Annotated in this window: 14 protein-coding genes and 1 riboswitch; of the genes, 13 read left to right on the forward strand and 1 reads right to left on the reverse strand. The window is 51.3% G+C overall.

Features of this window, described 5'->3' with window-relative positions; translation table 11 throughout:
- Window positions 1–114: 114 nt before the first annotated feature.
- Window positions 115–2,418, reverse strand: coding sequence for a formate C-acetyltransferase (gene pflB / locus DW826_RS10240; protein WP_117552661.1), 2,304 nt, complete (start codon window positions 2,416–2,418; stop codon window positions 115–117).
- A gap of 256 nt (window positions 2,419–2,674) precedes the next feature.
- Window positions 2,675–2,754: riboswitch (ZMP/ZTP riboswitch) on the reverse strand.
- Between the two features lie 158 nt (window positions 2,755–2,912).
- Here pflB and DW826_RS10250 point away from each other — a divergent pair.
- The 13 genes from DW826_RS10250 to eno all read left to right on the forward strand — a co-directional run bounded on the left by DW826_RS10250 (window position 2,913) and on the right by eno (window position 20,378).
- Entirely contained in the window at window positions 2,913–4,520 is a 1,608-nt protein-coding gene (locus DW826_RS10250; protein ID WP_117552662.1) for a response regulator, read from the forward strand.
- The gene (locus tag DW826_RS10255; RefSeq protein ID WP_347472330.1) at window positions 4,517–5,596 is read left to right on the forward strand and encodes a histidine kinase; all 1,080 of its coding nucleotides are present in this window, start codon (window positions 4,517–4,519) and stop codon (window positions 5,594–5,596) included. Before DW826_RS10250 ends, DW826_RS10255 begins: the two co-directional genes overlap by 4 nt.
- Window positions 5,593–7,041 carry an ATP-binding cassette domain-containing protein gene (locus DW826_RS10260; RefSeq protein ID WP_242994082.1) on the forward strand — a complete coding sequence of 483 codons (1,449 nt, stop codon included), beginning with the start codon at window positions 5,593–5,595 and terminating at the stop codon, window positions 7,039–7,041. Before DW826_RS10255 ends, DW826_RS10260 begins: the two co-directional genes overlap by 4 nt.
- Before the next feature lie 118 nt (window positions 7,042–7,159).
- Window positions 7,160–8,023: an ROK family protein gene (locus DW826_RS10265; protein ID WP_117552664.1), complete on the forward strand. Its 864-nt coding sequence runs from the start codon at window positions 7,160–7,162 to the stop codon at window positions 8,021–8,023.
- Window positions 8,024–8,210: 187 nt separating this feature from the next.
- Window positions 8,211–9,719 carry a sugar ABC transporter ATP-binding protein gene (locus DW826_RS10270; protein ID WP_117552665.1) on the forward strand — a complete coding sequence of 503 codons (1,509 nt, stop codon included), beginning with the start codon at window positions 8,211–8,213 and terminating at the stop codon, window positions 9,717–9,719.
- Window positions 9,720–9,733: 14 nt separating this feature from the next.
- On the forward strand, window positions 9,734–10,750 hold the full coding sequence (locus tag DW826_RS10275) for an ABC transporter permease (RefSeq protein WP_117504755.1): 1,017 nt from the start codon (window positions 9,734–9,736) through the stop codon (window positions 10,748–10,750).
- Between the two features lie 165 nt (window positions 10,751–10,915).
- A complete protein-coding gene (locus DW826_RS18970) occupies window positions 10,916–12,754 on the forward strand; it encodes a substrate-binding domain-containing protein (RefSeq protein ID WP_117504757.1) in 1,839 nt (612 codons plus the stop codon).
- Window positions 12,755–13,004: 250 nt separating this feature from the next.
- Entirely contained in the window at window positions 13,005–13,691 is a 687-nt protein-coding gene (locus DW826_RS10285) for a D-lyxose/D-mannose family sugar isomerase (RefSeq protein ID WP_117552666.1), read from the forward strand.
- The gene (locus DW826_RS10290; RefSeq protein WP_117552667.1) at window positions 13,692–14,738 is read left to right on the forward strand and encodes an aldose 1-epimerase family protein; all 1,047 of its coding nucleotides are present in this window, start codon (window positions 13,692–13,694) and stop codon (window positions 14,736–14,738) included.
- Complete coding sequence (locus tag DW826_RS10295) at window positions 14,726–15,676, forward strand: carbohydrate kinase (RefSeq protein WP_117552668.1); 951 nt, start codon at window positions 14,726–14,728, stop codon at window positions 15,674–15,676. The genes DW826_RS10290 and DW826_RS10295 overlap by 13 nt, the downstream gene beginning before the upstream one ends.
- Window positions 15,677–15,821: 145 nt before the next feature.
- Complete coding sequence (locus DW826_RS10300) at window positions 15,822–16,715, forward strand: EamA family transporter (protein WP_117515317.1); 894 nt, start codon at window positions 15,822–15,824, stop codon at window positions 16,713–16,715.
- Window positions 16,716–17,289: 574 nt separating this feature from the next.
- Complete coding sequence (gene mgtE / locus DW826_RS10305) at window positions 17,290–18,687, forward strand: magnesium transporter (RefSeq protein ID WP_117552669.1); 1,398 nt, start codon at window positions 17,290–17,292, stop codon at window positions 18,685–18,687.
- Window positions 18,688–19,082: 395 nt separating this feature from the next.
- Window positions 19,083–20,378 carry a phosphopyruvate hydratase gene (eno, locus tag DW826_RS10310; RefSeq protein WP_117552670.1) on the forward strand — a complete coding sequence of 432 codons (1,296 nt, stop codon included), beginning with the start codon at window positions 19,083–19,085 and terminating at the stop codon, window positions 20,376–20,378.
- Window positions 20,379–20,704 lie beyond the last annotated feature (326 nt).

Here is a 20,704-nt window from a genome sequence, read left to right on the forward strand (position 1 = left end):
GTTTCTTTATATTATTTTATCTAGCACAACAGGTTAATTTAGACTCAGCCGGGAATAAACAACATTCCCGGCTGATTTTAAATCGATAAAGTTAGTGAGCGATTGCTGCTTATTTTACATCGCCTCGTGGCAGGTTCTTGCGATGACGTCAAGCTGCTGCTCTCTTGTCAGGTCGATAAACTTAACGGCATAACCGGAAACACGGATCGTGAAGTTTGCGTACTCCGGCTTTTCCGGATGTTCCATCGCGTCCTTCAGCTTATCAAGACCGAATACGTTCACGTTGAGGTGATGAGCGCCCTGATCAAAATATCCGTCGAGAACATGGACAAGGTTGTTCTTTCTCTCATCCTCAGAATGTCCGAGAGCACCCGGAGCGATCGTCTCAGTGTTGGAGATTCCGTCGAGAGCGTACTCATACGGAAGCTTTGCAACGGAGTTTAAGGAAGCGAGAAGACCATTCTGCTCCGCACCGTAGGACGGGGTAGCGCCCGGGGCAAACGGAGTGAACGCTGCACGTCCGTCCGGAAGAGCGCCAGTTGCCTTACCGTAAACTACGTTGGAAGTGATCGTAAGGATGGAAGTTGTCGCCTCGGAGTTCCGGTAGGTATGGTACTTTTTCACTTTCTTTAAGAAAGTCTTTAACAGCCAAACCGCGATATCATCCGCACGGTCATCATCGTTTCCGTAACGCGGGAAATCACCCTCTGTTACGAAGCTTGTCGCCATACCGTTCTCGTCGCGGACAACCTTTACCTTTGCGTACTTGATCGCAGAGAGGGAGTCTACCACGTGGGAGAAGCCTGCGATACCGGTTGCGAAGGTACGCCGTACATCGGTATCGATGAGAGCCATCTCAGCTGCCTCATAGTAATATTTATCGTGCATATACTGGATCAGGTTCAGGATGTTTACATAGATTCCTGCCAGCCAGTCCATCATCAGGTCATACTTATGCATCACCTCGTCATAATCAAGATACTCGGAGGTGATCGGTGCGTACTCCGGACCAGCCTGCATCGGCTTTCCGTCCTTTGTCTTGTACTTCTCGTCTTTACCGCCGTTGATCGCGTAGAGCAGGCACTTCGCAAGGTTTGCACGTGCTCCGAAGAACTGCATCTCCTTACCTGTCTGGGTAGCGGATACGCAGCAGCAGATGCTGTAGTCATCGCCCCATACCGGACGCATCACATCATCATTCTCATACTGGATCGAGGATGTATTAACGGAGATCTTTGCCGCGTACTTTTTGAAATTCTCCGGGAGACGGGAGGAATAAAGTACAGTCAGGTTCGGCTCCGGGGACGGTCCCATGTTCTCTAAAGTATGGAGGAAACGGAAGTCTGTCTTTGTTACCATGTGACGCCCATCCTGTCCGAGACCTGCAACTTCCAGTGTCGCCCAAACCGGATCACCGGAGAAGAGCTGGTTGTAGGACGGAATTCTCGCGAACTTCACCATGCGGAATTTCATGGTCATATGGTCGATCAGCTCCTGTGCCTGGGACTCGGTAAGTGTACCTTCCTCGAGGTCACGGTTTACGTAGATATCGATAAAGGTAGAGATACGTCCAACGCTCATAGCTGCGCCGTTCTGAGTCTTAACAGCGGCAAGATAGCCGAAATAAAGCCACTGGATTGCCTCTTTTGCGTTTGTTGCCGGAGCGGAAATGTCATAGCCGTAGATCTTTGCCATCTCTTTCATGCCCTTTAAGGCACGGATCTGCTCTGCGATCTCCTCTCTCTGGCGGATGATCTCATCGTACATCGCACCGTTTCCGCAGAGATCCAGGTCTTTCTTCTTTTCTTCGATCAGGAAGTCGATACCGTAGAGGGCCACGCGGCGGTAGTCACCGACGATACGTCCGCGGCCGTAGGTATCCGGAAGACCGGTTACGATATGGCAGTGGCGGGCAGCCTTCATCTCCGGTGTGTAGGCATCAAAAACAGCCTGGTTGTGAGTTTTGTGGTATTCAGTGAAGATCTTGTGGAACTTCTCATTTACCTTATATCCGTAAGTTTCGGCAGCTTCCTCCGCCATCTTGATTCCGCCGAAAGGCATGAATGCACGTTTTAACGGTTTGTCTGTCTGGAGTCCGACGATGGTCTCGAGGTCTTTTAAGCTCTCGTCGATATAGCCCGGGCCGTAGGAAGTCAGGCTGGACACGATCTCAGTCTCGCACTCTAAGACACCGCCTTTTTTGCGTTCCTCTTTCTGGAGCTCCTGAAGACGTCCCCAGAGTTTATCGGTAGCTTCGGTCGGAGCTGCAAGGAAATCCTCGGTTCCGTCGTACTGGGTATAGTTATTCTGGATGAATTCGCGGACATTGACCTCGTCGGTCCATTTTGCGCCCTGGAATCCTCTCCAGGCTTTTTTGAAAACATCAGCGTTTCCGTTTCTGGTATTCTGTTCAGACATGGTGGTTCCTCCTTGTTTCCATTACTATTACATATTGTTAAAAAGGGATCATTCTGAAATCTTCGGTTGTGAAGAAATGCTTCGCCATTATAACAGATCGTGACAGGAAAAAACAATACTTTAAATGAGAACCATTATCAAAATCCGTCATATGGGAAATTTTCTCTTTAGGGAGATCTCAGCTGTTACAGAATCACAGCGCGGCGCAGAATGCGCCATCAGACAAAAGGGCAAAAAAACAGCCCACGGTCTGCGCTATGATTGCCCAGACGGTCGGCTTTCTTCGATCATACTTCACGTGGTTTATCCACTTATCCGTCAGTCATATGATCGGTATAAGCTATATATACCAGATGTTGTGGGGGAAGTCAAGTGGAAATAAAAGGTCTGACCAAAAACGCAAAGGGCAGTAATTCATATGGGTTGACGGAAATGTCCCATGCGGGGTACAATGAAATTATATTACTTTCGGGGGAAACAGGGGGGAATTGCGGATGCTGAGAGTACTGATCGCCGACGACGAGAGCAAGGTGTGCCAGCTGATCGAGAAGCTTGTGGACTGGGATGCGCTTGGGATGGAGGTTGTCGCAGTTGCCGAGAACGGGATCGAGGCGTTGGAAAAAATAAAAGAATTTCACCCGGATATCGTGATCACGGATATCCGGATGCCGGGATATGACGGGCTGGACCTGATCCGGCTGGGAAAAGAGGAAGCTCCGAAGGCAGAGTTTGTGATCATCAGCGGTTACCGCCATTTTGAATACGCGCAGATGGCGATCCGGTACGGGGTGAATGCGTATCTCTTAAAACCGATAAAAAAGGACGAGCTGACGGAGACATTAAAACGCCTCAGCACCCGTTTCCGGGCACAGACGGAACAGCTGAGCCAGGAGGAGAAGACCAGACTGGCGATCAGAAGCGATGAGAAGAACCTGAGACAGGCCTTTTTACAGGATCTTGTGGGGAGAAGAAATAAGGAGACCCTGTCGCAGCCGCTTTTGGAGATCAACCGGGAATTTCACTATCGTTTTGAGCCGGGGGAATTCTGTATCGCCATCTTAAAACTGGATGGGCGTGTCTGCGACGAGGAGCAGAATGTCCAGTTTATGGCGGAGAAAGTCCAGTCTGCGTCGGAAAGATTTTTAAAAGACTATGTTATGGAGACAGAGAATACGGAGCTCAATGGATTCCATTTCTTTCTGTTAAATTATGACGCAGAAGACCGGATGCAGATCCGGAGACAGATGAAAGCCCTGCTCTCGGAGATTCGGGTCCAGGGGGATATTTTAAAGAACCTGTCGGTGACACTGGCACTCGGAGAGGGCGTGGAAAGTCTCCCGGAGATCGGCAGTTCCTTGAAAAATGCCAGACTCCTCATCGAGGAGCGGCTGCTCGCAGGAACGGGAAAGCTGATGGAAGGAAAGATCGAAAGCGGGGAGTCCTTCGCGGACAGTGAGAGCTTCGCAAAGTTTAATGACCGGATCGCCCACACGCTGGAGAGTCTGGATTCCTTTGCAGTGAGGGAAGAACTGATCTATCTGAAGACGAAAATGATGGCGGAGAAGGAGATCAGCGGTCATGAGATTCTTCAGATGACGAAGGAGATCTGCAACCAGTACCTGTTTTTTATGAAAAAGTACCGCCTTCCGGTGGAAGAGAACTTTATGGAGAACTTCAGCGTCAGTGCCGACAACTGTGCAGATGCGGCGGAGCTTTTCGATTATCTGACGAGACGGATCACGACCTCCTACGAGAAGGCGGCGAGATTAAAGAGACAGGACGAAAACCGCCCGATCCGCGTGGTGAAAAAGTATGTGGAAGAACATTTTGGAGAGCCGCTGACGCTGGAAGAACTCAGTCAGGTTGTGGATCTCTCCCCGACGTACCTTAGCACGATCTTTAAAAAGGATACGGGGATGACGTTTCTGGAATACCTCTCGAAGGTTCGCATGGACATGGCAAAAAAGCTCTTAAAGGAGACAAATGACACGGTGGCCGATATCTGCGGGAAGGTCGGTTACAGCGATGTGCGGTATTTCACGAAGACCTTTACAAAATATGCGGGCTTAAAGCCCAAGGAATACAGAAAGCTGTACTCATGATGGAGAAGAAATATACCGATGAGAAAAATTACCTGTCCGTCCGGATCAAATGGTGTGCACTTCTCGCAGCCGGGCTGATCGGGGCATTCCTCGTGAGAATGTGGGTGGTGTGCATCCGGGAAATGCAGTCCCTGATGGTCCCGGCTGTATTTACGGCGCTTTCCGCTGCTCTGGCGGTGATCGTCTACCGGACGGTGCTGATCCCATACCGGGAGACTCGGAAGATCTATGAGCAGTTTGTCATGGGCTATGTCATGGAGGACCTTTTTAAGGTCCGCTATCCGTTTTCACCGGAGAGTGAGCAGGCAGTCCTGCGCCTGAACGAGATCATCGACCGGAACAACCTGGTCGCGATCTCGAAGAAACAGGCGGAGTATCTGGCGCTTCAGAACCAGATCAATCCCCATTTCCTCTACAACACGCTGGAGGGGATCCGGAGTGAGGCGCTGATCGCGGGGCTGGACAGCATCGCGGAGATGACGGAGGCGCTGGCGACCTTCTTCCGCTACACGATCTCAAACCTGGAAAATCTCGTGACGCTGGAGGACGAACTTGCCAATATCGAGAATTATTACTATATTCAACAGTTCCGATTCGGTTCCAAACTGGACCTGAAGATCCAGTATGACCGGGATCCGGACGACGATTTCACGGAGATGGATTTTCTGCAGTGCAAACTTCCGAAGCTGACACTGCAGCCCATCGTGGAAAATTCCATCTACCACGGGATCGAGCGAAAGATCGGAAAAGGTCATCTTGTGATCCGGATCAGTGCGAGTGAGGAACGGCTCTACATCAGGATTTCCGATGATGGACGCGGAATGACGGACGAAAAACTGAAGGAACTGAATGAAAAACTGCGCCGTCTTGATGTGGAGACAGATGTCCCGGAAAAAGAGGAGGAGAAGAAGCCGGCCCGCGGCGGGATCGCGGTGGTGAACGTGAACAGGCGGATCAGGCTCCTCTTCGGCGAGGAGTACGGAATCCATGTCTACAGCAAAGAGGGGATCGGAACTGATGTCATAGTGGAGCTTCCGCTGGTGCGCGACGGGGATCGTCAGGGAGGATGGCGATGAGAAAAGAACTTCTTCGGATATCGCATGTCGATCTTGAACGGGACGGAGAGCTGCTCCTGGATGATCTGGAATTCCAGATGTTTGCCGGGGAGATCTTTGGCCTGGTGGCTCGGAACCGGAAAGGCCAGAAAGAGATGGTGGATCTGATCTGCCGGAACGATCCGATCAGCCTGGGATCCGTGTGGTATGACGGAAACGTTGTAAATAGCTACGCCTACAGCAGCGGCGAGTCCAACAAGGTGGCGCTGATCGAGCAGAAGAGCCATCTCGTGCAGGGACTCAGCGTTGTGGACAACCTTTTTATCCTGCGGGAAGGTTTCCGGAAATATTTTATCAATGAGCAGGTGATCTTCAGCCAGGCGGTCTGCTTTTTTGAGGAAAAAGGGCTGAAAGTGGACCTGGAAAAGAGAGTGGAGAACCTGACAGAGCTTGAGAGATGCTTTGTGGAGCTCGGAAAGGCGCTGCTTTCGGGCTGTCATCTCATTATCGTGGACAACCCGGCGAACTATCTGAGCCAGTATGAGCTCTTCGAGTTCCAGCAGATGTTAAAGAAGATCCGGAAAGAGGGGATCTCCGTGCTCTATGTGGGAAACCACCACCAGGAGCTCTTTAAGATCGCGGACCGGACCGCACTTTTTTCGGACGGTCACATCTACAAGGTCTTTGAGCGGGATGAGATGACGGACGAAAAGATGGCACCGTACATCTCAGAATGGAAGATCATGTCCACGGAGAATGATCAGGATGCCGGGGATGACGGGATCCTGCACTTTCACACCGTGGGAGTCGGAAATTTAAATGGTCTTCGCTTCATCCTGCACCGCGGTGAGTGTATGACGATCCTCGACAAGGAGAATAAGATCGCAGGGGACATGATGGATCTGATGACCGGGAAGAAGCGGTGCAGATCAGGATGGATCACAGTGGAACATGTGACCTACACGCAGAAAAAAGCGGCGGATTATCTCGATGAGGGGATCGCTGTGATCCCGGCGGACGGGGTAAACCGGCTGCTGTTTCTGGATGGGAGCTACATGGAGAACCTGACATTTCTCCTGGACCGGAAACTCAAAAAAAGCCTGATTCCGGGGAAGATCTATAGGAGCATCCATTCAGAATATCTGCCGCTCGTGGGGCCGGTGATCGACGCGCCCTGTGTGCGCGATATTCCGCAGGAAGACCAGTTTGCCCTGCTCTATCATAAGATGAATCTTCTGCGTCCGCGGATCATGGTCTGCATCCAGCCGCTCGCAAAGGGCGACATGTTCTGCCGCATGAGAATTTTAAATGTGCTGCGCCAGATCCAGAAACAGGGGACGGCGATACTCATGATCACCGCGAGTATCTCCGATACGCTTGATATCTCGGACCGACTGCTCGTTGTGGAGCAGGGGAAGGTGGCGGCAGTGTATGAGAAGAGTGAGTTTAAGAGAATTGTGAGGTAGGATTGGAGCTGCCCCGTCCTGTTGTATACATCAAAATATTGTCCCCCATAACCGTAGGATTGTCCTCTGTTACGGGGGACATTTTTCATGTAAGATGGAACTAACAGGGGAGGTCTATATGAACGAGTACATAGGAATCGATATCGGCGGGACGAAAACAGCCATCGTTCGTGGAGACGAGAACGGAACGATCCTTGAAAAGAAGCGATTCGCGACGACAACGAAGGGAGAAACTCTGGAAATGATCTTTCAGAGCGTTGCGGATCTGAAAACAGATCAGACGAAAGCGATCGGCGTCAGCTGCGGCGGACCGTTAAACAGCAGGACGGGTGTGATCCTGGGACCTCCGAATCTTCCGGGATGGGACGAAGTTCCGATTACGGATATGCTGACGGAGCGGTTCGGACTTCCGGCATATTTAAGAAATGATGCGGATGCCTGTGCCGTGGCGGAATGGCAGTTCGGAGCCGGAAAAGGCGCGGAGAACATGATCTTTCTTACCTTCGGGACCGGGATCGGCGCGGGGCTGATCTTAAACGGAAAGCTCTACGAAGGAACATGCGGGCTGGCCGGGGAGATCGGTCATGTACGGCTTTTTGAGGATGGACACGTTGGCTACGGAAAGTCCGGCTCGTACGAAGGATATGTGAGTGGCGGCGGGATCGCCCAGTACGGAAAAGGAACCGCGGCGGAGCTAGGAAAACGGGCGGAAGAAGGAGATCCGGAGGCGCAAAAGATCTGGGCGCAGACAGGAGAACATCTTGGAAGCATGCTGGCGATCCTGATCGACCTTTTAAATCCGGAGGTGATCGTCATCGGAAGTATTTTCGTCCGGGCGGAGAAGTATCTGAGAGCTTCCATGGAAGAAAAGATCCGGAAAGAAGCACTGAAACCGGGCGTAGAGATCTGCCGGATCGTTCCGGCGGGACTCGGGGAATCAATCGGAGATATCGCGGCACTCTGTGTCGCCATGAACCTGTAAAAAATGAAAATGCCGGGATTTGCGGAGAAACCACAAAAAGAATGTAACTGTCCGGAATCCCTGCAGTTACAGGAAAAACATTAGAAATATAGCCACAAAAGGATGTGCAGGGCATATTTTCGCACACATAAAACGACCCGGTAGACCGGATCAAACGAGAAACCAAAACTGGAAAGTGGGGGAGAAGATGGGCGAAGTAATTGTTTCAATGAAAGACATCGTCAAGACATTCCCGGGCGTCAAAGCCCTGGATCATGTAAATTTCGAACTCCGGTCGGGAGAGGTCATGGCGCTTCTCGGGGAGAACGGAGCAGGAAAATCTACACTGATGAAGATCTTAAGCGGTGTTTATACAAAAGACAGCGGAACGATGACCATATTCGGAACGGAATATGACAATCTGACGCCGAAGCAGGCACAGGACGTCGGCGTTGCGATCATCCACCAGGAGTTAAACATGTGCCGCCACTTATCGGTCGCGGAAAACATGTTCCTCGGAAGAGAGAAGGTCAACGGGATCGTCTTAAATGACCGGGAGATGGAGGCAGAGGCGGCAAAGATCCTCGGCGATCTGAAGATCGACATCGACCCGAGACAGACCGTCGGCGATCTTCCGGTATCCAAACAGCAGATGGTCGAGATCGCGAAGGCACTTTCGATCCACGCGAAGATCCTGATCATGGATGAGCCGACTTCTTCCCTGACAGCAAAAGAGATCGAGGAGCTCTTCCGGATCATCCGCCAGTTAAAGGCAGACGGCTGCGGAATCGTCTATATTTCCCATCGTCTGGAGGAGCTGAAGGCCATCGTGGACCGGGTGACGATTATGCGTGACGGTCAGTATATCACAGACGGAAATTTCGCAGATATGACGATGGAACAGATCATCGCAAACATGGTCGGCCGTGAGATCAAGGAACAGTTCCCGAGAGTCTCCTGCCCGAAAGGAAAGAAGATCTTCGAGGTGAAAAACTTAAATGCCGGACATCTCGTCCGCGACATCAATTTCTCCCTCTATGAGGGCGAGATCGTCGGATTCGCGGGACTGATGGGAGCGGGACGTACCGAGACCACGAGAGCGATCTTCGGCGTTGACCCGAAGACAGGCGGAGAGATCTTTCTGGATGGAAAAGAGGTAAAAATTAGTTGTCCGATGGACGCCATCAAAGCCGGGATCGTACTGGCGCCGGAGGACCGGAAAAAAGACGGTCTCTGCACGAAACTCAGCATCCGTCATAACCTGGCACTCCCGAACCTGGACCTCATCTGTAGCAAGCTCGGCGTGATCAGCAGTAAAAAGGAGGATGACCTCTGCGAGAAGGCGGTGAAGGACCTCCTGATCAAGACCCCGACGGTGGAGGTCAACGCGGGCAATCTTTCCGGAGGAAACCAGCAGAAAGTGGTTGTCGGAAAGTGGCTGGCGAGAAATTCCAGAGTCGTGATCTTCGATGAGCCGACACGAGGCATCGATGTAGGCGCGAAGGTCGAGATCTACAACCTGATGAACCAGTTAAAGAAACAGGGCATTGCCGTTATGTTCGTCTCCTCGGAGATGCCGGAAGTCCTGGGAATCGCGGACCGCGTCATCGTCATGTGCGACGGAAAGATCACCGGCGAAGTCATGGCGAAGGAGACAAGCCAGAATGAGGTTCTGAAGTTCGCTACCGAATTTGAGAAGAAACAACAGGTTAGCTGAGGGAGGACAGGAGAATGAATGAAAAGAAGCAGAGTACAGTAAAGCGGATCCTGGGGACACGCGGAATGGGCGCGGTCATCACGGCATTCGCGGGACTGATCATCATCTATGTAGCATTCGGTCTCATCGACCGTAAAGTATTTGCAGGACAGAACGTCATGAACCTTCTGCGTTCCATGTCAAAGTACCTTCTGATCGGCGTCGGACAGAGCTATCTTCTGATCACCGGAAACATCGATCTCTCGATCGGTTCCATGGTCGGAATGAGCGCCATGATCTCGGCAACCCTGATGGCGATGGGCGTCAATCCGTTCGTTGCGATGGCGGTTGCGATGGCGTGCTGCCTGGTTACCGGAGTGATCAACGGAATGTTAGTCGGAAAGTTCAAGCTTCCGCCGTTCATCGCTACCCTGGGTACCATGTTCGTGACACGAGGCGTTGCCTACATGGTCAATAACAACCGAAACACGGATGCCATCGCCACCGGTATCGGAAAGGAAGCAGGGGATAAGTTCCAGAACGTCTTCTACTATGGAAAGACACTTGGTGTTTACAACACCTTCTGGATCGCTCTCGTGATCTTTCTGATCTTCTTCTTCCTGCTCTCAAAGACCCGCACAGGAAGACATATTTACGCGATCGGCTCCAACGTGGATGCTGCGAAACTGTCCGGTGTGAATGTTGTAAATACAACAATTAAGGCATATCTGGTAAGTGCTGTCTGCGCGTGTGTCGTTGGTTATATCCTCTGCGCACAGGCAGGAATGGGCAACATGGAAGCAGGAAACATGTACGAGATGTACGGCGTTGCGGCCGGCGTTATCGGCGGCATCTCCCCGCTCGGCGGAACAGGACTTCTGCTCGGAACCTTTGCTGGTGCGGCTGTATGGCAGACACTGGAGAATGGTCTGAACATGATCGGTGCACAGGTCGGCATCCAGAGACTTGTCATCGGTATCATCGTTGTATTCTCTGTACTTCTTGATGTTGTCGTTCGTTCCGGAAACTTCGGAAAGAAAGCATCCAAATAAGACAGAGAAAAAACTGTTTTGTGTCTGCGGCATTTTGCAGCAACAGTCGGTCCGCAGTCCTGCATGAGAATAAGCAGGATGCTGGTCCGGAAATATCGTTACATGGATATCTAACTCCCATGATATACGGAAGTTACATATAAGAAAATCTTAAGGAGGATTTTTATGAAAAAGAGATTGTTCGCACTGTTAAGCTGTGCAGCCCTTGCGGCAGCCAGCATCACCGGCTGTTCCAGCCAGAAACCTGCAGAATCCGCAGCTGCGTCTGCAGAGGCAGAGTCCACCACAGGTGCTCCGTCCAAAGAAGTCGGCGATTATAAGATCGCGCTGATCACCATGGACTCCATTGACCAGCACTGGGTAACCTTAAATGAGGGTGCTCAGGAAGAGGCGAAAGAGCTCGGCGTGACTGTAAGCTTTATGTCCCCGAACACGAAGGATGATGCCCAGCAGATCGAGTGCGTGAACAACGCAGTCGCAGGCGGCTATCAGGCGATCATCGTAGCGGCAAACGGCCCGGACGCGATCTCTTCTGCACTGAAGGAAGCAAAGGACGCAGGCATTAAGATCGTATACGTTGACTCCCCGGCAAACGTGGAGGCAGAGGCAACCTTCTCCACCGATAACGAGGCAGCTGGTGAGACAGCCGGTAAAGAGATGCTCAAAGCTCTTGAAGAGTCCGGCATCACATCTGGTAAGATCGGTATTGTAAATGTAAACGCAGCAACAGACTCCACAGTCAAGAGAGAAGCCGGATTCCGTAAGGCATTCGAAGGAAAAGGCTTTGAGCTCATGGAGACTCAGTACGGCGAAGGCGATGCAGCGAAGTCCCAGACCATCGCTGAGAACTACATCACACAGGGCGTTGTCGGCATCTTCGGCTGCAACGAGGGCTCCACGACCGGTACCGGTAATGCCATCAAGGCATCCGGCAATACAGGCATCATCGGCGTTGGCTTCGATAAATCTGACGCGATCATGAACCTTATCAACGACGGATATCTTCTCTGCACAATGGCTCAGAACCCGGATCTCATGGGTAGAGACGGTGTTGAGGCAGCTGTCCGCGCACTTCAGGGCGAAACCTTTGGCGGTCTTGTAACGGATACAGGTGTCTCTGTCATCAAGGCAGGCAACACTGAGGATGCAGCAGGAACAACCGACGTGACAGCAACAAAGGACTGGAAGATCGCGCTGATCACCATGGACTCCATCGACCAGCACTGGGTAACCTTAAATGAGGGCGCTCAGGCAGAGGCAAAGGCACTTGGCGTGACAGTGAGCTTCATGTCCCCGAACACAAAGGACGACGCTCAGCAGATCGAGTGTGTGAACAACGCAGTCGCAGGCGGCTATGAGGCGATCATCGTAGCAGCAAACGGCCCGGATGCGATCTCTTCCGCATTAAAGGAAGCAGCTTCCACAGGCGTGAAGATCGTGTATGTTGACTCTCCGGCAAACGTAGAGGCAGAGGCAACCTTCTCCACAGACAACGAGGCAGCTGGTAAGACAGCAGGCGATGAGATGATCAAGGCTCTCGAGGCAGCAGGCATCACATCCGGTAAGATCGGTATCGTAAACGTAAACGCAGCAACAGATTCCACAGTCAAGAGAGAAGCTGGTTTCCGCTCCGCATTTGAAGGAAAAGGTTACGAGCTTATGGAGACTCAGTACGGCGAAGGTGATGCAGCGAAGTCCCAGACCATCGCTGAAAACTACATCACACAGGGCGTTGTCGGCATCTTCGGCTGCAACGAAGGTTCCACGACTGGTACCGGTAATGCGATTAAGGCATCCGGAAAGACAGATATCGTAGGCGTTGGCTTCGATAAATCCGATGCGATCATGAACCTCATCAATGACGGATATCTCCTCTGCACAATGGCTCAGAACCCTGATGTTATGGGTAAAGAGGGCGTAAAGGCAGCAGTGAGAGCGTTAGAGGGCGAAGAACTCGGCGGCGCTGTCAGCGATACAGGCGTATCTGTTCTGAAAAAGAACTGATGTAACTGTGTACGGAACAGTTACGAACTGATAAAGAATTTCAATGGTTACAGTTCGTGCAGCGCATGAATGATGGCCCTGAATGAAAGAAAAGGTGCCGGGCAGGAAAATAAACTGGAAACCGGCACGAAAATGAATTAAAATAACGGTAGCTTCCGCGCGACGGACAGTTACTGAACCATGTAACGCAATGGAACGCCGGGCCGAAAGGATCGGCGTTCCTGCATATAAGGGACAGGAGGACATTTGTATGAAACGCAGTGAGATCAACGCGGCTTTAAAAGAGATGGAACAGATGATCAGGGAATACCGATTTGCGATCCCGCCGTTCTGTAATTTCACACCGGAAGAGTGGAAGGAAAAAGGCCATGATTACGATGAGATCCGTGACAATATGTTAGGCTGGGATATCACAGACTACGGTCTCGGGGACTTCGATAAGGTCGGGTTTTCCCTGATCACGATCCGCAACGGCAACCTGAAGATGAAGGACAAATACACAAAGACATATGCGGAAAAACTCCTGTACATCAAAGAGGGACAGTACTCCCCGATGCACTTCCACTGGTCCAAGATGGAGGACATCATCAACCGCGGCGGCGGAAATGTTCTGATCCGTGTATATAATTCCACAAAGGATGAGGACCTTGATAAAGTGAACGATGTCCATGTCCATGTGGATGGAAGAGAGATGGTCGTTCCGGCCGGCACCCATGTGCGCCTGACTCCCGGTGAGAGCATTTCCATCTACCCGTACATGTACCATGATTTCGAGGTGGAAGAGGGAACCGGTCCGGTCCTTTTAGGAGAAGTCAGCCAGTGCAACGACGATAACGTGGATAACCGTTTCTATGAGAAGATGGGAAGATTCCCGGAGATCGAGGAGGATGAAGCACCGTACCGTTTGCTCTGCAACGAGTATCCGGAGGCAAAATAGATGGTAGATCAGAGAACACTGATGGCGGTCTGCGGTCATATGGATCAGGTCGCCGGAGTCCGTCATATGGAATTTCAGGATGGGCGGGCAGCGGGACTTCGCTGTGCGATGATCCATAATGGACCGCTGGAGCTTCCGCTGATGCTCGATAAATGCCTGGACCCGGCCTGGATCCGGTATAAGGGGATCAACTTAAGTCTCCTCACAAAACCGGGACTTCAGGGGAGAAATCCCTATGATACTGCGGGAGACGAGGCGGTGCGCTCCATTATGGGCGGCGCGATGTTCACCTGCGGCCTTGGAAATGTCCACGGAAACCGGGTGGTGGACGGTGTGGAATATCCGGTTCACGGACGGATGAGAACAACCCCGGCGGAAAAGATCTCCATGGACGCGTTCTGGGAGAACGGGGAGTATAAGATTTTGGTGTCCGGGGAGATGCGGGAGGCACAGATCTTTGGTGAAAACCTGGTGCTCAGACGAACGATTGAGACGACTTACGGCAGCCGGGAGATCGTATTCACGGACGAGATCGAAAATCAGGGCTTTGAGAATCAGCCGCTCTGCTTTCTCTATCACTGCAATGCCGGATATCCGTTTCTGGTGCCGGGGCTGCGGGTCGTGATGCCATCGATCTTCTGCGGTCCGAGAGATGCGGACGCAAAGGCAGGCGCGGCGGCCTGGAACATCATGGAGGAGCCGGTGGAGCATGCGCCGGAGCAGGTATTCCAGCATGAGCTGGCAGCGGATCGTAATGGAAATACGTTTGCGGCATTTGTCAATGACGAGCTGCAGATCGGGCTCTGCATTCGTTTTGAAAAATCTGTGATCCCCTACCTGACCCAGTGGAAGAGTCTGGCAGCCGGCGATTTTGCGATGGCGCTGGAGCCGACAAACTGTGGGTTTGACGGGCGTGCCGGGGCGACGGAAATTCTAAAGCCATTTGAAAAACATGTAAACCGGATCCGATTCCAGATCCTGGACGGAGAAGACGAAATTGAATTACTTGAACGTGAGTGCAGGGAGGTATTGGAATGTACGATGTGATCGCTCTTGGTGAGCTTCTGATCGATTTTGCGGCGAAGGAGACGGACTCGGACGGCTATCCGACGATGAAGGCGAATCCGGGCGGAGCGCCGGGAAATTTCCTTGCAGCATTGAATAAATATGGGGCAAAGACTGCATTCCTCGGAAAAGTCGGGGATGATGCGTTCGGAAAGCTCCTCTTAAAGACATTTGAGAAAGCCGGGATCGAGACAAAGGGGATCGTGACGGATCCGTCAGTGTTTACGACGCTGGCGTTCGTGACCTTCTCGCCGGAGGGAGACCGTTCCTTCAGCTTTGCGAGAAAACCGGGAGCGGATACGAGATTGAGCTTTGAGGAGATCGATCTTACCATGATCGATGAGGCATCGGTGTTTCACTTCGGAACCCTGAGTCTTACCGATGATCCGGTCCGCACGGCGACGAAAAAGTGTGTGGAATATGCGAAGCGACAGGGAAAACTCATCACGTTTGATCCGAATTTAAGGCTTCCGCTCTGGGAGACGCCGGACGCGGCGAAAGAGCAGATCTTATGGGGACTGGCACATGCCGATGTTGTGAAGATCAGTGACGAGGAAGTGGAGTTCCTCTGGGGGATCACGGATGAGAAGGAGGCGGCGAAGAAGCTCCTCGATGAGTTCGGAATCCGCCTCGCGATGATCACGATGGGACCGAAGGGGGCGTATCTGGCAAACCAGAACGGCGCTGCATACGCAAAGTGCCCGGAGGTAAAACCGATCGATACGACAGGAGCCGGGGATATCTTCGGAGGAAGCGCGGTGTCCAGACTGTTAAAGAACGGAAAAGCGCCGGAAGAGCTCAGCACGGAAGAACTTGGATTTATCGGTCAGTTCGCCTGCACAGCGGCAAGCATCTCCACGACACAGTCGGGCGGGATCCCGAGTATTCCGGAGGAAGCGGCGGTTCTGGACCGGATGTAAAGAAAGACAAATTCGGCTTTTTATTGAAATTCTGCTGTACACATCTTCGGAATCCCGATATAATTCAAATGTCAGGGCAGCAGGTCCAGACGGGTAGGCTGCAATGACGGTATTATGAAGATCGATCGATTATCTGGAGGGTGTTATGACAGACACAAAGGACAAGAAGAGAGAAAAACTTGGAATTCTCTGCTGCACGGCGGGGGCGACGAGCTGGGGACTTTCAGGAACCTGCAGTGAGGCGCTGTTTTCCCAGTACCCGGTAGATACGACATGGGTGACGGCGGTGAGAATGACATCAGCGGGGATCATATTGCTGTTTCTTGCGTTTGCGAAGCACAGTCTGAATCTGAAAGAACTTGGAAAAGACAAAAAAGGGCTTATAGAGATCATTCTGTTTGCCATTGCGGGTCTGGCGCTCTGCCAGTACGCGTACCTCAGCGCCATCAAATGGACGAATTCCGGAACCGCAACGGTGATCCAGAATCTATCCATTGTATTTATCGCAGTCTATGTCTGCCTGACCACAAGGACAGCACCGGATAAACGGACCGTAATCTGTATTTTTCTGGCGCTGTTTGGTGTCTGGCTTCTCGCCACTGGCGGAAAGCCCGGAAACATGGAGCTCACACCGAGGGGGCTCTTCTGGGGACTCATGGCCGGAATCGGCGCGGCAAGCTACTCCCTGCTTTCCAGAGCACCGGTAAAACATCGTGGAAGTATCCCTGTGTCCGGAATGGGGATGTTCATCGGCGGGATCGCTCTGTCCCTGATCGCCCAGAGCTGGAGGATCCCGGCAAGTCTGGACGGACGGGCGATGCTCTATATGGCGGTGATCGTCCTGCTTGGGACTGTCGGTGCGTTTACGTTATTCCTTCAGGGGATCGCTCTGGTAGGCCCCGTAAAAGCGGCACTCCTGTCCTGTCTGGAACCTTTGACTGCGGCAACCTTGTCTGTCGTCTGGCTGCACTCCAGCTTTTCTCCGACGGATCTGATCGGGTTTGCGTGTATTCTTGCAACGGTAGTGCTGATGAGATAGAAAAAAATTACGGGCTTTTCCCGGATAGCTGTGTAGTCCTGTTATCGCGGATGTTGAGGATCAGGCCAGCAGACAGCCGGAACATTTTACATGTTTTAACCGTATTTCCCACCTTTATTTTGCCAGATTTTTACTTTACAATTCCTATAAAAAAATGTTATACTGCTGTGTGCGGAAAAAGATATCTGTGCGCAGCAGTTTCCTTTTTTCGCAGAGAATATTTAAAACCAAGAAATTTTACGGAGGTGAATTGCATGGATAGTTGCGATAGTACAGGGCGAAGTACGAAATGCGGTGTGAAAAACAGACAGGCGCAGAATGCGGCTATCGGTGCGATGATGTAATCCTCTGATAGCTGGATTCCATATTGAGATGTCTCGAGAACACCGCAAGGGAACGGCCTGTCCATCACAGCGATGTATGGTTGGACCCCGCCAGGAATGATCCTGGGCGGTGTTCTTTTTGTTGCCGAAATTCAGGCAATTCGATCAGGAGGCGTGAAGATACACACAGTCCTGATGATAAGAAGTAACTGGACAGATAAAAGACAGTTACAACGGAAAAGGAGGCAGAAATGGAAACAGAAGTTTTAAAAGAACAACATTATGTGGAAGAACTGGTCGATATCATCCGAAGCGGACTTCCGAAAGAGCAGCTGATCGACCGGTTATCCGATTATCATGATAACGATATCGCGGATGCCCTCACGAAGTTGACACCGGATGAGAGGCGGGAACTCTATCCGCTGATCGGTGTGGAGCGGGTTGCGGAGATCTTCGCGTACTTAGATGACGCGGAGCCGTACCTGAAGGAGCTTCCGATCGAGAGCGCCGCAAAGATCGTCTCCGAGATGGACTCCGACGATGCGGTGGATGTCCTGGAAGAGATGGATGCGACGACGAAGCATAAGATCGTCGGCATGCTGGATAAGGAAGCCAGCGAGGATGTAAGACTCCTGTTCTCATACGATGAGGATGAGATCGGTAGCCGCATGACTACCAACTTTATTATGATCCACAATAACCTGACGATCCGTCAGGCGATGCGGGAACTGATCGAGCAGGCAGGGGAAAACGACAATATCTCCACGATCTATGTGATCGATGACGAGGATAAATTTTACGGTGCGATCGATCTGAAGGACCTGATCATCGCAAGAGAGTATACGGACCTTGAGGACCTGATCAGCCACTCGTATCCGTATGTCAAGGATCATGAAAAGGTTGCGGACTGTATCGAGCAGATCAAGGATTACGCCGAGGATTCCATCCCGGTACTGCAGGAAGACGGAACGATCGCCGGTATCATCACATCCCAGGATATCGTTGAGGCCGTGGATGATGAGATGGGCGAAGATTACGCGAAATTAGCCGGTTTGACTGCGGAGGAGGACCTGAACGAGAAACTGACGGAGAGCGTGAAAAAGAGACTTCCGTGGCTGGTCATTCTGTTATTCCTGGGCATGGTAGTATCTTCCGTTGTGGGCGCTTTTGAGGCTGTCGTTGCGGTGATCCCGATCGTCATGTGCTTCCAGTCCCTGATCCTCGACATGGCAGGAAACGTCGGAACACAGTCCCTGGCTGTTACGATCCGTGTGCTTATGGATGAGGAACTGACCGCAAAGCAGAAGCTTATGCTTGTTGTGAAAGAGATGAAGATCGGCTTCGTGAACGGACTGTTTCTTGGGGTTATGGCGTGGCTTTTCCTCGGAATCTATATCTGCGTGATCAAGGGATATCCGATCCATCATGCGCTGCTTGTCTCCGGCTGTGTCGGAATCGCGCTTGTGACAGCGATGGTGATCTCCAGTATGGTCGGCACACTGATCCCGATGTTCTTTAAGAAGATTAACGTAGACCCGGCAGTTGCGTCCGGCCCGCTGATCACGACGGTGAACGACCTTGTCGCAATTGTGGTTTATTATGGACTGGCGATGTTATTCCTGGTCGATCTGCTGCATGTGACGGGCTGATATCAGATGAAATAAAAATGTGAATAAATATAGAAAAAATGGGCGATCCTAAGGATATCAGGATGGTCCATTTTTTATGCAACAGGAAATTCCGAGGAATTCTCTGTTACATAAAAAAGCACACTCTTTTCTATTCCGGGGATTGCCGATCAATTTATGGTAACGACAACTTTTTTCAATTGGATGTTTTGGCATACGATCCTCTTGAACTGAAAATGATGCTATGATAAAATCATGATGGTTAGAAAAAACTAACCGAAATACTGGCTGGCATTTCCTAAACATGTGCAGGTGGTTGATTTCGCAGGTGGACAGATCAATAGATCACGTTGTTTTTCCTGCCTGATCCGGGTGGGAGAGTAATTGGCGTTGATACTCGAAAGGAGCTTATGATGATGAATTATCTGGAAATTGAGAAAGTCATTGGAAGAGAGATCTTAGATTCCCGTGGAAATCCCACGGTTGAGGCGGAAGTATATCTGGCAGACGGAACCATCGGGAGAGGAACTGCGCCGAGCGGTGCATCTACCGGCGAGTTCGAGGCGCTGGAATTAAGAGACGGAGATCAGGCACGTTATGGCGGAAAAGGTGTGACAAAGGCTGTTGAAAATATCAATACAATTATCAACGAGACCCTGACAGGCCTGGACGCGTCCGATATTTATGCAGTTGACCGCGCGATGATCAAGGCTGACGGAACAAAGGACAAGTCAAAACTTGGAGCGAATGCGATCCTTGCGGTATCTATCGCCTGCGCGCGTGCCGCAGCCATCTCCTTAGATATTCCGTTATACAGATTCCTCGGTGGAATAGGCGGAAACCGTCTTCCGGTTCCGATGATGAACATTATCAACGGCGGCTGCCATGCACTTTCCTCCGGTCTTGATGTTCAGGAATTTATGATCATGCCGGTCGGTGCTCCGTCCTTCAAGGAGTGCTTAAGATGGTGTGCAGAGGTCTTCCATGCACTGGCTGCGATCTTAAAAGAACGCGGACTTGCAACCTCCGTTGGAGATGAGGGTGGCTTTGCTCCGGCATTGAAGTCTGATGAGGAAGCGATCGAGACGATCCTCGAGGCAGTAAAGAAAGCCGGATATGAGCCGGGCCGTGACTTCAGGATCGCTATGGACGCGGCGTCCTCCGAGTGGAAGACAGGAAAAACCGGAGAGTACAAGCTCCCCAAGGCAGGAACTGTCTATACTTCCGAGCAGCTCATCGAGCACTGGAAAAAGCTTGTTGAGAAATATCCGATTATTTCCATCGAGGATGCCCTTGATGAGGAAGACTGGGAAGGATGGAAAAAGCTGACCGCAGAGCTTGGAACGAAGGTGCAGCTAGTCGGAGATGACCTTTTTGTAACAAACACAGAGAGACTTTCCAAAGGGATCAAGCTCGGCTGCGCAAACTCCATCCTGATCAAGTTAAATCAGATCGGTTCCGTATCTGAGACATTGGAGGCGATCAAGATGGCGCACCGTGCCGGCTACACAGCAATCTCCTCCCATCGCTCCGGTGAGACCGCAGATACGACTATTGCAGACCTCGCCGTAGCTCTCAACACCTGCCAGATCAAGACTGGTGCCCCGTCCAGATCCGAGCGTGTCGCGAAGTATAACCAGCTTCTCAGAATCGAGGAAGAACTCGGAGAGAATGGGGTATATCCGGGAATGGATGCGTTTCATGTAAACTAAGACAGATTTATAATATAAAATAGATATTCTCCAACTAAAACTTAAGGTATGATTGCACGAAGAGATCCCCGACGGCTGATGAGGCTATTGGGGGTCTTTTTATGGTGTGAACCCGAAAATCGCAGCCGATAGAGTACCTTGTAGGTTTACAGTTACTGTACACGGGTAGGAATTTTCTGAACTGAAAATTCCGTACAATACAGTGGTGGTAGTGGATTTTGCCGATTCGGAATGCGAAGCATCGGCAAAATCCTGTTACAGTGCGCGGGCATGGAGTGCCCGTGTACTGTAACAGTTTACAGGATTTTAATAATATTTTATGGTCT

The sequence above is a fragment of the Clostridium sp. AM34-11AC genome, assembly GCF_003435375.1.
GTDB classification, from domain to species: Bacteria; Bacillota; Clostridia; order Lachnospirales; family Lachnospiraceae; genus Pilosibacter; species Pilosibacter fragilis.